This window comes from Sphingobacterium puteale (assembly GCF_050986225.1).
In the GTDB taxonomy this organism is placed as follows: domain Bacteria; phylum Bacteroidota; class Bacteroidia; order Sphingobacteriales; family Sphingobacteriaceae; genus Sphingobacterium; species Sphingobacterium puteale.
Genome location: NZ_CP158959.1, coordinates 5104730 through 5119871, shown reverse-complemented (window position 1 = coordinate 5119871; position 15142 = coordinate 5104730). Strand labels below are relative to the sequence as shown.

The window sequence follows — 15142 nt, the reverse complement described above, 5'->3', positions numbered from 1 at the left end:
TTTTATCATGTTAAGATCAAGACTAATCTATATCCTGCTTTTTTCTATTTTAATGTCCTGTAAAGATTATCTGGACATTAAGTCGAACAGTGGATTGGCAACGCCGGACAATTTCGAGGCGATGCAACGAATATTGGACAATATGGAAGTGATGAACATCAGTACAAACCCCCTTGGGGAAGCGTCATCAGATAATTATTTTTTAACCCTTCAATCTTATAATTCCTTAGGGATGCGATCTCAAGAGGCATATACTTGGCGTATCATCGATAATAATTTCCCCAACGATTGGGCAACGAGTTACCTCACCGTATATCATAGTAATATTGTGCTTGATAATTTAAAGCGTATTCAAATTAATGATGAAAATAAAGAAATAGGGGAGCGGCTGGCGGGTGCTGCATATTTTTATAGATCTTATGCTTATCTGTCGCTGTTGTGGACTTATGCAAAGGGATATGAGGAGAGTGAAAAGGATATTTATCCCGGTATTGTGCTTCGAGTGGATGCAGATCCATATAAACCCTCTGAACGTTCCTCCATAGCCGAGTGTTATAATACCGTTATCCACGATCTGGAACGATCGATCCCACTTCTACCGCGGCAATCGGAGCATGTCTTGCGACCATCAAAGGCGGCCGCTTATGGACTATTGGCCAGAACATATCTGTCTATGGGACGCTATGATAAATCTGAAATTTATGCAGATTCAGCGTGGATGATCTCAGCTAAACTGATGGATTATAATATGTTGGATACAAATGCACAATTCCCCTTTGAACGGTATAATATAGAAACTACCTTTTTTAGTCAGATGAGTACGACGCTGCCAGCGATGAATTATTATAATGCCTTAGTAGATACCGCGCTATTCAAATCGTACAATAAGGATGATCTGCGTCTGAAATTATTTTTTGCTCAAGGATCAGATGGTTACTATCAGTTTAAAGGTAGCTATGCTGGTGCCTCGGATTTCTTTACTGGGATCACATCCGCTGAGATCTTACTAATGCGGGCCGAATCTTATATTCGTAACGGTCGGATAGAAAGGGGGCTTTCAGATTTAAACCATCTGATGCGCCATCGTTACGCGACAGGGAAATATAAGGATCTGGGGGGACTCAGTCAAAAAGATGCGTTGGACACAGTCTTATCTGAACGGCGCAAAGAGTTGCTGTTTCGTGGACTGCGCTGGATGGATGTGAAACGGTTAAATTTGGAAGGGCGAAATATTGTCTTAAGAAGAGTATTACCCGATGGGGTATTGGAATTGGAGCCAAATAGCAACCGTTATGCATTGCCAATCCCGACTGATGTTGTTGACAGGACCGGAATACCACAAAATCCACAATAATGGGATTTTGATAAGACCATATTGATAAAAACATCCCCAAAGTATAAAATCAAAATTGAGATATACTTTGGGGATTGGATTAGCAGATATTAATTGTTTTGAGTGCTATTATTTTAATCTTGATTGTGCGGCGTAATATTATTAGAGCTTGAACCCCCAGCTTTGGTTGGTACATAGGTCGGATTTGATATAGTACCAGTATTTGAAGCCCCTAAAATAATTTTTGTCGGATTTAGTGTTCTACTTCCTGATGCACCTTGCAGATCTGCTGGGTTAACCTCCATCGAACAGGCCTTTTTGCTGCCCGGACAAGTCGAGCCTGGATTGTCTTCGGCCCAATTACTCGGATCACTTACCTGACTTGCTTCGGTAGCGTCTCCATCGAAGAAAAGAGTGACGTCTGTCTGCTTATTTGCAATTTTATTGAATGACATTAATGTTGTACTTCCAGCTGCAATCACCAAAGCTATGATGGCCATTGCATAACTATTTAAATTTTTCATTTTTTTAATTTCAAGTTTTTTTACTTCAGTTTTTTAATTCTTCTTATTCCTGCTGTACACCGGTTTTTCCGTACGTAGCCATCGACAACAGCATGGGATACCATAAAAGTCTTTTGGCAGACGCGCCCTTCACCCAGATTAGCCTTGAATCCAAGTTCCGCTGTTGATTTGATACACTATTCTTTCTGTAGCCTAGGACTGGTTTTCAGTTCTGTGGCAGTTGGTGAACCTGAATTCACCTGTAAACTTGTAATATCACCACTGGCATTATTTTCTATGATTCGATTGATTGGAGAATGATGTTTTAAAAAGGAGAGCTCAAGCCATAAGCCGAAGAGGCTAATGAGTAAAAATCCGATATTGAGCCAAAGATGGGCCACCCAGCCCAACTGATGGAATACGAGTCCGCAACCACAGGGAATTTTGCCCCATACTTTTAGGACAGCCAAGCCTACATAGGCCACAAAGGCTACCATCAAGAGCGAAGACAAGCTAAATGCCCATATCCTTGTCTTTGGCATTATAAAAAGCAGGCCAACGGCAAGCTCGAGAGGAGGCAAGGTATAAGCTAAGAACATACCCAACTGGTCGCTAAAAGGTTGCTGGATCATAGCAGACTTGAATAGTTCATAGTTGATGAACTTGTCCAGACTGATCGGGATCCAAAGGGCCATCAGTGTGATGAGGATGATCTGGTATATAATCTTTTTTGCTTTCATTGTTATACTGTGTAAGTCTGAAAGCAAAGGAAGGACAAAGCGGCTCAATCCTATCTAGAAGGATTGAGCCGATGAATCAGCCTTTAAAGTACCTTAAACAGCTGTGAATTTTAAAAAAGGGGAGATGGGATACATTTTTAGGACAAATGCTGGTGGGGGATATCGGACTGAAAGGGAGGCTTAGAACTCAGTTTGAGCAAAGGGTATCTGGATCTGCTGACCAAGTTCGCTAGGGGGATAAAGTAGAATCCCCCTAGTTTTTTTAGAAAACCGTTTTAATCTATTTTAAAGAGGTATTTAAATCTCAATTATTTTCGCAGCTCGACTTCTTCAATATCTTTTTTTATGAAATGGAGCATTTCCTTGAGCTTATCTTCAACGAGATATAGGCTGAATATATGTTCAAATTTATTGAATTTGGACAGTTGATTGGCGCTGATGCGGTTGCCCCGATTGGTAACAATATGCTGGGCTACTCCTACGGCAGCGTCACTTTTATGCTTATTCTTAAAAAGACCAACTTTGCTGGAATAATGGAACAGGCAGGTGATTCCCTCTCCTGTGAGCGTCATATGGATTCCGCTGGAAGGGCTAGGGATCTGATCCAGCGTATCTTGGGCTTCCGCCTCTAGGTTTGTGATTTTTTCCAGATAATCCAGTTCAGCGCAAATATATTCATTCATCATCATTTTGAGATGGGGCTGCTCGATATCGTAGTGGCTATTAGGAAAAGGGTGGTAATGGGTGATTTCCTTTTCCAGGAGCAAGAGGCGGGACAGCTGGTCAGCCCGGGATAGCGTGCTCAACTGTCTTTCAATATTTTCTTTCCATCGGTTGCGGAGACCGAGATAGTTGAAATTGTACCGGATCAGAAATTCCATAAACCGCTTGGGATAGGACTTGTCACGGGTATCGTAGGCGATGCTTTGCAATGCCATGAGAAAGCTGTCTAGCCATTCACAATGATAAAAGAGCAGCCTGGGCGGCTTGTGCCCGTCAAACAGACTGTCCATACCATATTGGATTTCTAAGAGATATTCTTCGTCTAATTGTTTAGCGCGTAAGCGGGCGAATAATTTAGCAAGTTTTGTGAGGCTGGACTCCTTGGGAAGCTGTTGGTCGTATATGGGGAGCTCATCCAAGGGATTCATATGCTCTTTAAAATGCTGTATGCTCTGCCAGATACTTTCGTGCAGCTTGACAATGGTACTATCCGACTGGTAGGCTTTATAAGTATATAATCTATCAAAAAGCAGCCTGAATTTGGCATAGTAGCGTCTAAAAGATTCCTTGGCCATGCCTGATTTGGAGTGACTGATATAAAGTTGTTCGGAATCGCGGATCAGGGCATCGCAGGCCACTATAATGGACTTGTCGCTCGGGATAGCGCTGCCATGAAAACTGCCTTGCAGTATGCCGTACGCATTGACTGCGTCCTCCAATTGGTTTAACGATCTGATCATGATTGCCTATTTTGTTGTACACGGCGGTTCATCTCCAGCTGTAAAACAGCACGCCCCCGATCGTTTAAAATATAAAATTGATCAAACTCCTTCTCATCCGTGAGCGAGTGAAAATCAATGGTGTCAATACGGTAGAAGGCAGAGACCCAACCGATTTTTAAGGCGAGTTCCAATCGCTCTTGCCAAAGCAAGATATTAAAAAAAGCAGCATCATGGGCTAAGCCATCCCTTGACCGCCTGGTCTGCGCACTCAGACATACTAAGAGCAGTTCCAGCAATGCGTAATCATCAAGCTGATCGAGCCAGGGCTCCCTGCTCTTGTCGTGAAGCTGTTGCCGCAGGATCGGAAGATCGTAGAGCTGAAGAGTCTCTAGGACAGGGTATGAGGCAAAAGGCTGTAAGGACTTATTGATTAAATAGCGTAGATTGATAATCATGGTGCTGATCTGGTGGTAAGGTATTTTTTTATAGTTCTGTTCGTGATAATGTGCAATTTTTAGTTTGGCCAGGAAAACTTCGGGTTCATCATTCGCCTTAGTGCTGTTGCAGAGGTAACAGCTGAATACGATCAGCCTTGAGTCAGGATGTTTGGAAATCGGGCGTACATGGTCACGTGTGATCTGGCAACTGGGATCTTTCCGCGAAGTATCCAAGGCTCTGTCACAATAGTAGCAGGTCAGGGTTGTATTAACTTGCGTTACTGCTACATTGGACTGTTCTTTCGGAATATCCTGATATTTTAATTGTGGCTTTTCGGAGTCTGTTTTCTTGACGATCGTAAGATTTCGCTGATTGAGATTCGGCTCCAGATGATTCAGGATATAGGATATGTTTTTGGCCACAGTCTGAATCCGGGATACATCAATATATTTAAACTCCTGCTGTTTTTCAGAGCTCTCTTGCAGTATTTCCAGGAATTCTTCAGGCTCAAGCCGTGACTTTGCTCTTTGACAGGTGTGGCACACGATGACCCGGATCTTATTTCCGCACAGTTTGGTCGATGGGCGGAATAGGTCGTTGCATCGTTGCAGGTTAGTCCAGCTATGATAGCCACTAAGATGGCGTTCGCAGTAAAAACATTGGTCTACCGGGGAGCTGTAGAACGATGATCCATGTGTTATTCGTAATCTTCTCATAATTATATTATTTATTGTTAAATAGTCATATGGCTTGCGCTGACCGCCTTATTATTCTTGATTGTCGTAAAAACTACCCTTACTATAAAATTAGCAAGGTATTACTTAGAAGGCAAGGTAAACTGTTGGTAAGCGGATGAACGGTAGCTGAAATAAGGCATAAATATAGCTTATTGGCCTTTTGGGGGGTGTTTTGCGCTGACGGACGAAAACGAAATTATACGATGAACGGTTATCTGTATTGGAGAAAAGGAGTAAAAAAAAGCATGATTCTGTTAATTTTTACCGAATCCTGCATTGTTCTTTTGAAGTTCTGTCAATTTTTTATTTAGGGAATTAGTTAATTTTACCTGCCTTAACCATTTTGACAACTTCATGCAAACAAAGAAACTAATTGAGAGATTCCATTCGGAGATTCAAGTTAACTACTTTTCGATCAGACTTCAATTAATTTTGGCTATTCTGATCGGTAATTTCTTCTGCTCGCCCAGCAAATTTCTGGTCTTTGATGAACGGTATTCAGAACCAAGATTCTATCTCTATTGGTTTCTTTCCTCACTTATTACTTTGTGCGTGTTATATGCAGCGCATGTATTTAATAGATTCATGGACAAGAAGCTATCCTGGCTGACAGATTTTAAGCCACGTCTGATCGGGCAGATTATCTATGGCTTACTGTTGCCTGCCCTGCTCACAACAGTCTTTGTGCTGTTGGTATTTTTACCGTTAACCTCAAAGGGAATGGATGCTATAGGTCCATATATTCGCAACGAATTCAGGTTTGTATTTTTGTTTATATTCATATTGAACCTGTTATTCTTGCTGGTATACGTCATCCGGTTTGCCAAGTTCGTGAAAGATCAATATGTTGAGGCAGAAATAGAAAAGACTGAACTCAAGGAGTTGCTCATTGAATATGAGGAGCTGCAAGTGAAGTTGGAAGACGGGCGGATGGAAGATGTTTCCGATACGGTCATGCTTGCACCTTGTCTTAGGGTAAAATATGGCTATGAAGATAACTATGTCCCACTTAACGGCATTGCATTTATCAAAAGCTCAGCCGACGACAAAAAGCTCCTCACTTTAACGAGTAGCAGGGAGTATACACACAACTATAGCCTCGATACATTGATGAAAATACTCGACCATAATCAATACTACTTGATGTACAGGCGTTACATCGTCAATCGGAGTATCATTAAAGGATATCATGCTTTAGAGAATGGCGTAATAAGGGTTGAACTGAAACCGAATTTTGAGCAGCAGGAGGATATATTTGTCAGCCGTCAGGATGCCGCTGACTTTAGGCGCTGGTTTGAAATGAAATAAAGTGTTTCAAACGCCTTTTATTTACAATTCTTGAAAAAAACAGCCCATATCGTCGATATAGACTGCTTTTTTGTTATGTTTTTTAGCCAAAGAAATAGCCATAACCATCATGGCTGATCTCAGTTATTAGCTCCTGCAGGTTGTCGCTTGAAGGTATTGGTTCGTAAGCTTCCCATTTACCGCTGGCCCGCCGCCAATATAGCTTCCATTGCTTGCTAGATTTTACGTATTTTATTTTCGCAAATTCGAGATGTAGTATGTTAGCTGGATTATTCCATTGCGGACGTATCTCAAACAATAAGGCAGTCTGTCCATCCCAGGTATACCCAAAATCCAATTTCTTTCTCACCTCAATATCTTGTGGCCTTTTGGATTCGACAAAGCTTCTGATCTGAACTTCCGCCATGGAGATAATGTCTTTGTTGTCTATCATTTTCTTGTTTAATCGTTTAATTCACTTTCAGTGTTAAAGATAATATTTTTACCTTGAGGTATATACTATACCCGGATATTTTTCAGTTTATAGAGCGGCAGTGGGCCTGCCCCAGTTCGGGCATATATGTCATAATATATGTTGTTATAGTTTATTCAAGATATATTTTGTTAAATTTGAGGCTATATTTATTTTATTTTGAAAAGAGAGCAGATATTAAAGGCGGGCCTTAAACTCTTCGTAACCCAAGGGTTGCATGCAGTTACCATTGCCCAGATAGCAGCCGAAGCAAACGTGGGTATCGGTACCGTATACCGAAACTTTAATAGCAAGGAAGAGATCGTACAGCAGATTTGGATACGGCAAAAGGCCAGCGAATCTGCCTATGTTTTCAAAAATTATAAGAAACAGGGCAGTCTACATGATCAGTTCAATTTTCTCTGGGAAAGGGTCATTCGGTACTTTCTTGAGCATCCGTTGGAATTCCAGTTTTCTTATCAATTTGCAGCATCACCGATCTTGACAAAAGAGATCCATGAAATAGCCATGATGGACTTTCTGAAATTTGACGAATTGTATGCGCTGGGCCTGGATCAGAATTTGTTCAAGCCATTAACGGCAAGACGCTTAAGGCTGTTTACGTTCAGCACGATCAACGGTTGGCTCCTGTGGGCGATGGATGAAAAGATGGACATAGATGACGCTACAATAGCCCTATTTTTACAAATGTGCTGGGATTCAATAAGCGCATAATTTTTTTTTACAAAAACTGACGGAATATTCCGTCAGTTTTTGTAAATTTAATTATACAAGAAACTAAATTATGGCACACAACGATTTAAAAGGGAAAGTAGTCCTGATTGCCGGAGGTGGAAAAAACCTTGGCGGCTTATTAAGCAGAGATTTTGCAGCAAAAGGAGCAAAGCTGGCTATTCATTTTAATAGTGAGAGCTCAAAAGCAGAAAGTGAAAAAACATTGGCTGATGTCAAAGCCCTGGGTGCTGAAGCATTTTTATTTCAGGGAGACCTGACCCAGGTAGGTAATATCACCAAATTTTTTGATGAAGCCATAAAAACTTTCGGTGGAATTGATATTGCCATCAACACCGTGGGTATGGTTTTAAAAAAGCCATTTGTTGAAACGACAGAGGAAGAATATGATACCATGTTCGGAATCAATTCAAAATCGGCTTATTTCTTCCTGCAGGAAGCCGGTAAAAAAGTAAACGATCATGGTAAAATCTGTACGATCGTGACTTCCTTGCTGGCTGCCTATACTGGATTGTATTCAACATATGCTGGAGCTAAGGCACCAGTAGAGCATTTTACAAGAGCGGCCTCGAAAGAATTCGGAAACAGAGGCATCTCCGTAACGGCAGTAGCTCCGGGGCCGATGGATACGCCTTTCTTTTACGGACAGGAGAGTGATGATGCGGTAGCCTATCACAAATCAGCTTCTGCGCTGGGTGGACTGACAGATATCAAAGATATCGCCCCTTTGGTAGAATTCTTGGTAACGGATGGTTGGTGGATCACCGGGCAAACTATTTTTGCCAACGGCGGTTATACCACAAGATAATAGTTGATTAACCAGAAATAATTGATCAGATAATGGATAATGGTAATTTTAAATAAAACCCATTATCCATTTTTACTTTTAAGCCTAAAATTATGATAATCAGACTGATTAATTCGATATTGATCCTCATCGCTGTATTTATGGGAATAAAACAGGGCTATGCCATGCTGATGGGGAAACCCGCCATGATGGACATGTTCAGTAAATGGGGATTTAACAAAACAGCACTGGCAATAAATGGTGCGGTTACGATGATTGCCGCGTTAATGATCTTGTTCCCGAAGACTTTTGTCTGGGGAAACTTTTTAATGGCAGCAGGAATTTTGCTGATCATTTGTCTGCATCTGCTGGATAAAGATCTGAAAGGGGTGCTGATCGAACTGCCGTTTTTACTATTGAACTTGGTAATTATCTACCTGCAATATCCCTTGAAAACCGCTGGGCAATAACCTGAGTATCTTCGGTTAATGATGACCAGCTTTCAATTTTTATTAAAATCGCCGATGATCATTCAAAAGTTGCAGAAAAGAAAATATGAAATTCTTCTGCTCGTCCTGATGCAGCATTTATTTGTAGGAATATTTCTTACGGATCTGGATTTTTATACCCGTGTCATATGGCCGGTCAACATGCTCGTATTGGGAGTAGGGTCTATCTTGTTGTTCACCGGAAAACATAGCCGGGGAAACTGGTTCAGAAATCTGCATTTCATCATCATTTTGTTATTACCTGTTGGCATCCCATTTTTTAAGGAGCTACCCTGGTATTTTACTTTTTTGAATATCAACTATGTGGTGTTCTTTTGCTTTCTTTTTATGGAGGTGCTCCGGTTTCTGATAAAACCCGGATATATCAATACGGATATTATTTCGGCGGCTATATGCGGGTATATGTTACTGATAGAAATCTCGGTGTTCGCACTGCAATTTTTCCAGTACCGCGATCCCGCATCTTTTAAAGGAGTTGATCAGTCCTCCTCCGCACTTACATTTATGGATCTGGTCTACTTCTGTTCGATTACTTTCACCAGTATCGGATTTGGAGATATTACGCCCAATACGCATGTGACCAAATTGGTCACCGCATTTGTGGGAATAGCCGGTCAATTTTATACGGTTGTACTGGTAGGGATTCTGATCAGCAAATTTTCATCAAAAAATTAACTTATTTATGAATACAGGCTCACATTACAAACTTTACCATTTCATTCCCTGGACCAGGATGAAGATTTATAAAATGCTTATTTTGAGTGTTATTCCAACCGCACTTTTTTATTTTATGGACTGGAAATGGCTGGCTATCCCCTGGGTTCCGGTCGCATTGCTGGGGACGGCAGCGGCATTCATTTCGGGATTCAAGAATACGCAGACTTACAACCGGAGCTGGGAAGCCCGTCAGATCTATGGTGCGATCATCAACAACAGCCGCAGTTTGGGGATCTTGGTGCGGGATTTCATAAGGATGGACGATAAGGTACAGGAACAGGCGGTGCATCAGCAGATCATCTATCGCCATTTTGCCTGGCTCACGGCATTGAGGTTTCAGCTCAGGGAAACAAAAAGCTGGGAACATGTAAAAACAAAAGGCTACAATAAAGAGTTTCTCAGGTACTATGAAGTTCCTGAATGGAAAGGTAAGCTTGATGAGGAACTCATAAACTTTTTAAGCGATGATGAGCTTAAGTATGTGCTTTCCACAAAAAATAGGGCGACCCAGATCATTGCCTTACAGTCTGCGCAGTTAAGGGAATTAAATGAAGCAGGTCAAATTTCGGCTTATAATTATACCGCACTTGAAAATCAGTTCAAGGAATTGTATGATCAGCAGGGAAAATGCGAACGAATCAAAAATTTTCCCTATCCACGCCAGTTTTCGAGTATCAATCTCTATTTCACAAATGCGCTCTGCTTTTTGCTTCCTTTGGGTTTTTTGGGGGAGTTTTCTAAAATGATCGAAAAATTTGGCGATCATATCGTCTGGCTTACCGTTCCTTTCAGCATTCTTTTGGGCTGGGTGTTTCTGGTGCTGGAACAAATCGGGGAGAGTACGGAAAATCCATTTGAGGGTAATGCCAACGATATCCCGATCACACAGATCAGCAGGAACATAGAAATTGACCTGCGTGAAATCTTGGGCGAAAAGGAGCTTCCTCCCGCGATACAGCCCGTGAATAATATCGTCATGTAAAAAATAATAAAATTATGAGTATAGAATCTGTAAGAAAATGGTATCCAAAGGCCTTAACGTCTATTGATACGGTCAATCGTTTATTGGACACGATTGAAAAATACCTGGAATTAAAACCTAAGCAGTTAATGCATGCGGACAGTATGTGCTGCGACGACGTCAATGCCATACAATATCCTCCTAGAGCCTATGAAATGCTCGGTCCATTTCACCTGGGAGGACTAGACGGTTTTCCTTTTGCCGGACTTACGGGGATGGGGGCATTTGCGCACCATGTCCCTGAAGATGGGGCTGTGATCATTTTTTATGCGCCGCACATCGGGATTACCCGGGATGGGCAGATCGGAGAGATAAGCAGAATAGGACAACGGTCCAATTCTGCCTGCTGCGGGGCAGCAAAAGGGGCCCTTGCCAAACTGGCAGCCGGACAGATCATTGAAGGAAATATCACTTCGCTGGATTTTCAGATAAATACCATTGAGCAAATTTTTCTCCACAGCAAAGAAAGAATACTGAATGCGGAAAACCAAATTTTTGAAGCGACAGAAGTCATGTATGAAGCGATAGACGAACGCATTGAAGTGTTGGTAAAAGAAACCCGATACCCGTGCAAATATGTGATTCTGGTAGGTGGTATCTTTATCAATGGAGATAAAGATATGGGATCATTCTGTCAGTATAAAAAGTTTGAATATATCGACGTTGCAACTATGGAAAGGAAAAATCTGATGGATGCCTATTATGAGGATTGAGGGACAATAATGGGTGCTGGTTGCAGCCGGATTTGATTGAAGTGGCTACGAACGCATTTTTTTCTTCTTAAATTTTCGGCCATACCAGATGCAGAAGCCTGTAACCGGTAGGGAGGCGCAGATTAAGCTTGCTACAAATGCGATCCACATGCCTGTCCTGCCGGCTATTTTTCCGACATGAATGTCGTAATTGGAATTTCTCCATTTCATGCCTAATGTTTTATCACTTTGCAGCCTCTTAAAATAGTGCTTTCCATTACGGAGATCATAGGCATGGGTATCCGAGGCCGACCACCCGGTGTTTCCTTTATTATAGATGGTTGCATTGGCTTGGGAAACCTCATGAAGCAAATTGATAAAAACGCCCTGATGTACCGTGTGCTTTTTCACGACATCGGACCATATCAGGTCTAACGAAGCAGCGCTGGCCTCACTCATCGTATTGTTTGGAGCTTTTGGCGCTTCGATCTGCATATTGGGTCGCTTACCATCCATAAGCCAGTATATGCTCGTCTCCCACCACTTGAAGGACCAGACTAAACCAGTTGCCGCAATGACCAGAGCAACCAAGAAAGCATAAAACCCCAAAACCTGATGAAGATCATAGTTGAGACGCTTCCATTTCGTGCTGAAATTGATCTTGAGCCGTTTAACAGCTACCTTACGGTTTTTGGGCCACCACAGGAAAAGACCTGAAAGTAGCGTAATGATAAACAGCAGGACGCTGCTGCCGACGATGGTGCTCCCTACGTCGCGCCTGAGATATAAGAATTGATGGATCTGCCTTACAATCCAGAAGAAATTAGTCTCGACATCTATTTTTCCTAAAACGCGCCCGCTGTAGGGATCTACGAAAATACGGTCCCAATAAATGATTTCTTTATTCACGAATGCACCCGCGATATCATTTTTGGGACGGCGTTTAAGGGCCTCAAAAATATAGGCTTCCTGCTGACCGGTGGTAGCGGGAATGCGGATAATGTTAATGGGATGGTCGGTGACATGCTGAGCATTTGCCTTCAAGATCGAAAGGGGAAGTGTTTTCTCGCTTTTCTGTGCCGCTACCGTCACATAGCTGGGATGAAATAGCGCAAATAGCTCCTTCTCAAAGACATAAATGGCGCCAGTAATGCTCACGATAAAAACCACCAGACCGGACAATAATCCGATCCAGCGGTGTAAAAACAGCATTATCTTTTTGAAAGTCATACTTAAAAGGTATAGCCCAGGGTAAATAAGAAATTGCGTGGTGCACCCGGGAATAGACGGATATAGTCATAACCACCTACCCAATGTGTTTTGTTGGTGATATTATTAAAGTTGGCCTGCAGTTGTACCTTCCCAATGGTATAGTATAGCGCTGCGTTCAGTAAACTGTAAGAAGGAATTGTCTGGTTCTGGTTGATGGAAAGGTTTCGCTTATCCACATAGTTGGCCCCGACGCCGATCCCCAGGCCTTTTGCTTTTCCGGATGGAATAGAAAATCTGGTCCAGATGTTTGCCGTATTTTGAGGCGCATTGGGTTTTTGCCTGTTCAGTTCTTCATTATTTCCACCTTCGGTAATCTTGGCGTCATTGTAGGCATAAGAGGCAATGACACTCCAGTGCGGGAGAATCTGGCCCTGAATGTCAAACTCTATGCCTTTGGATCTTTCCTTACCGATCTGTTCCATCAAATCCGCATTGTCGGCAGTGGGGGCAGGATAAAGCGTATTCTTCTGATTGATCTGATAGATGGCGGTACTCGCCTGCAATTTTCCGTCCAACCAGGCTGTTTTTAACCCAAACTCGGTCATGTCATTTTCGAGCGGATCAAATGGCCCGCCCGCGTTTGGATTTGCCAGTGCCGAAGCTGTCTGTGGGTTATAGCCTTTGACATAGGTTCCGTATAGGTTAATCTGCGGATTAATGGTATACACTGCACCGAAGCGTGGCAGTAGGACATCTTGGTGTACATTCTCGGCCTGATCGGTTTTATAATTGGCGATATCCTTGTAATTCTCATACCGTAACCCCAGCAATAATTGAAGCGGGCCCAGAGTGAGCTGATCCTGCACATACAATGCATTCAGATGATAATAAGTCGGTGCGACCAATGTAGATGCATAGAAATATTTACTTCCGTCCTGCAACTGTTGGCTTTTCAAGGGGTTGCTGAGGTCAAAACTGGAAACATTGGGTACTGGGTCGCCATTTTTATCGAGTAGATAATCGCCGATTTTTTTCGGATCAAATCGTGCAATGGTTCCGGTATTATCTTTATTTCTGTAGCCACTCGCTGTCAGCTGTGAACCACCTACAGGGAGCACTTCCTGTGCATAGTCATAACCGGCGATGAGCTTATGCGCGAGCCTACCCGTGTTGACATTATAATTGAAGAAAGCAGTGATATTATCGACAAACCGTTTTCTGTTTCGGATGAAAACCTGCCTTGCAACCATATTTTCAATATTATTTCCTTTGCCGTCTACAGCATAGGCATTGGCCGAACGATGTTCCGACAGATCCTCCGCATAGCCTGTTTTCATATAAGATGCATTGAAACTCAATTTTTCATTGAAACGGTGATTCAACGAAGCGGTCACCATATAGGTTTGTTCGTTCAGAAAATCATTGGCCGTGCTCATGGATTGACTGATAGGCGTCGAATAGAGATCGCCGTTGGCAAAGACAGATTGTCCGCGGTCTAGTCTTGACTTCGAATCATTATAGACCATATCAAAATTGATACGCGTATTTTCTGAAGGAATAAAGGAGAATGACGGTGCTAAGACCAAGTTTTTATCGAACTGGAGATCCCTGAAACTTTGCGCATTTTCATAGCCAATGTTGAGGCGGTAGAGCAGCGTTTTGTCTGTCGTCATAGGCCCGGTAAAGTCGGCAAGGGCCCGGAGGTTGTTGAAGCTTCCCACAGAAAATTGCAGCGATTTCCGTGCCTCATCGAGCGGTTTTTTTGTGACACGATTCACAACACCCCCGGGACTTGCATTCCCGAAGAGGGCCGACGATGGGCCTTTCAATACCTCGACCCGTTCCAGGTAATTGGCCAGCGGCTGTTTCCAGAATCCTGTTGTGGTACGCATGCCATTGACCAGCTGGGTATTGGATCCTCCGTTGATCCGAAAACCACGGATCGTAATATCGTCGTAAAAGGTAAACTGATTTACACCACTGAAATTTTTAACTATTTCACCTACACGCATCAATCCTTGGTCGGCAATAAGCTCTTTGGTCGCATAAGAAACAGACTGCGGCAAGTCGCGTAATTTGGTTTCGGTCTTGCTGCCGATAAAGGACTGTGTGTTGCGATAAGATTTTTCTTTGCGCCCATAGATTTCCACGGTCTGTAAAGATTCTTCTGCACGAAACATGGGAAATGCTAAGGTAATTGGATGTGCCGGATCGATCGATATTTTCTGCTTGATTGTTTTGTAACCGATTGCATTGATCCGGATATCATAAGTGCCTTTGGCCAATGTAGACAATATAAACTGGCCAAGATGGTCTGTTGCGGTATGCTGGTTGGTTTTAAGTACGGTGATCGTAGCTCCGGCTAGCGGAGAGTTGTATTCATTCAAGACTGTCCCATGGAATAGCTGTTTTTCCTGCGCATGTGTTTGAGTTAGTAGTAGACTCCATATTGTTGCGACAAGCATAGGTATTTTTCGCATATTATTTAAATTTAAT

At 42.5% G+C, this 15142-nt stretch carries 15 protein-coding genes; 8 read left to right on the top strand and 7 right to left on the bottom strand.

The genetic code is table 11. The features are described 5' to 3' along the window. Positions 1-7: 7 nt before the first annotated feature. On the top strand, positions 8-1354 hold the full coding sequence (locus tag ABTV71_RS21615) for a RagB/SusD family nutrient uptake outer membrane protein (protein WP_433901019.1): 1347 nt from the start codon (positions 8-10) through the stop codon (positions 1352-1354). A gap of 113 nt (positions 1355-1467) precedes the next feature. Here the strand turns inward: ABTV71_RS21615 and ABTV71_RS21610 are convergent, their stop codons facing one another. The 4 genes from ABTV71_RS21610 to ABTV71_RS21595 form a co-directional block, all read right to left on the bottom strand. Next, positions 1468-1857, bottom strand: coding sequence for a hypothetical protein (locus ABTV71_RS21610; protein ID WP_433901018.1), 390 nt, complete (start codon positions 1855-1857; stop codon positions 1468-1470). Positions 1858-2033: 176 nt separating this feature from the next. Beyond that, a complete protein-coding gene (locus tag ABTV71_RS21605) occupies positions 2034-2576 on the bottom strand; it encodes a MauE/DoxX family redox-associated membrane protein (protein ID WP_433901017.1) in 543 nt (180 codons plus the stop codon). Positions 2577-2884: 308 nt separating this feature from the next. Next, a complete protein-coding gene (locus ABTV71_RS21600) occupies positions 2885-4039 on the bottom strand; it encodes a hypothetical protein (RefSeq protein ID WP_433901016.1) in 1155 nt (384 codons plus the stop codon). Further along, entirely contained in the window at positions 4036-5175 is a 1140-nt protein-coding gene (locus ABTV71_RS21595; RefSeq protein WP_433901015.1) for a hypothetical protein, read from the bottom strand. The genes ABTV71_RS21600 and ABTV71_RS21595 overlap by 4 nt, the downstream gene beginning before the upstream one ends. A gap of 375 nt (positions 5176-5550) precedes the next feature. On the opposite strand from ABTV71_RS21595, the gene ABTV71_RS21590 reads away from it, so the two are divergent. Then, positions 5551-6504, top strand: a complete 954-nt coding sequence (locus ABTV71_RS21590) for a LytTR family transcriptional regulator DNA-binding domain-containing protein (RefSeq protein WP_433901014.1) — start codon at positions 5551-5553, stop codon at positions 6502-6504. An 82-nt stretch (positions 6505-6586) separates the two neighbouring features. Here ABTV71_RS21590 and ABTV71_RS21585 read toward each other — a convergent pair whose 3' ends face one another. Then, positions 6587-6937, bottom strand: a complete 351-nt coding sequence (locus tag ABTV71_RS21585; RefSeq protein ID WP_433901013.1) for a DUF3024 domain-containing protein — start codon at positions 6935-6937, stop codon at positions 6587-6589. Between the two features lie 198 nt (positions 6938-7135). On the opposite strand from ABTV71_RS21585, the gene ABTV71_RS21580 reads away from it, so the two are divergent. The 6 genes from ABTV71_RS21580 to ABTV71_RS21555 all read left to right on the top strand — a co-directional run bounded on the left by ABTV71_RS21580 (position 7136) and on the right by ABTV71_RS21555 (position 11455). Further along, the gene (locus ABTV71_RS21580; protein WP_181390628.1) at positions 7136-7690 is read left to right on the top strand and encodes a TetR/AcrR family transcriptional regulator; all 555 of its coding nucleotides are present in this window, start codon (positions 7136-7138) and stop codon (positions 7688-7690) included. 70 nt (positions 7691-7760) lie between these two features. Then, positions 7761-8516, top strand: a complete 756-nt coding sequence (locus ABTV71_RS21575; protein WP_433901012.1) for an SDR family oxidoreductase — start codon at positions 7761-7763, stop codon at positions 8514-8516. Between the two features lie 92 nt (positions 8517-8608). Then, on the top strand, positions 8609-8965 hold the full coding sequence (locus ABTV71_RS21570; protein ID WP_108635585.1) for a DoxX family protein: 357 nt from the start codon (positions 8609-8611) through the stop codon (positions 8963-8965). A gap of 54 nt (positions 8966-9019) precedes the next feature. After that, positions 9020-9679 carry a potassium channel family protein gene (locus tag ABTV71_RS21565; RefSeq protein WP_433901011.1) on the top strand — a complete coding sequence of 220 codons (660 nt, stop codon included), beginning with the start codon at positions 9020-9022 and terminating at the stop codon, positions 9677-9679. Positions 9680-9686: 7 nt separating this feature from the next. Further along, positions 9687-10703: a bestrophin family protein gene (locus tag ABTV71_RS21560; protein WP_121122595.1), complete on the top strand. Its 1017-nt coding sequence runs from the start codon at positions 9687-9689 to the stop codon at positions 10701-10703. Positions 10704-10717: 14 nt separating this feature from the next. Continuing rightward, positions 10718-11455, top strand: a complete 738-nt coding sequence (locus tag ABTV71_RS21555) for a hypothetical protein (protein WP_121122592.1) — start codon at positions 10718-10720, stop codon at positions 11453-11455. A gap of 45 nt (positions 11456-11500) precedes the next feature. Here the strand turns inward: ABTV71_RS21555 and ABTV71_RS21550 are convergent, their stop codons facing one another. Together ABTV71_RS21550 and ABTV71_RS21545 are read right to left on the bottom strand one after the other, a co-directional pair. Next, the gene (locus ABTV71_RS21550; protein WP_433901010.1) at positions 11501-12664 is read right to left on the bottom strand and encodes a PepSY-associated TM helix domain-containing protein; all 1164 of its coding nucleotides are present in this window, start codon (positions 12662-12664) and stop codon (positions 11501-11503) included. Between the two features lie 2 nt (positions 12665-12666). Next, the gene (locus tag ABTV71_RS21545) at positions 12667-15126 is read right to left on the bottom strand and encodes a TonB-dependent siderophore receptor (protein ID WP_433901009.1); all 2460 of its coding nucleotides are present in this window, start codon (positions 15124-15126) and stop codon (positions 12667-12669) included. Between the last annotated feature and the right edge of the window lie 16 nt (positions 15127-15142).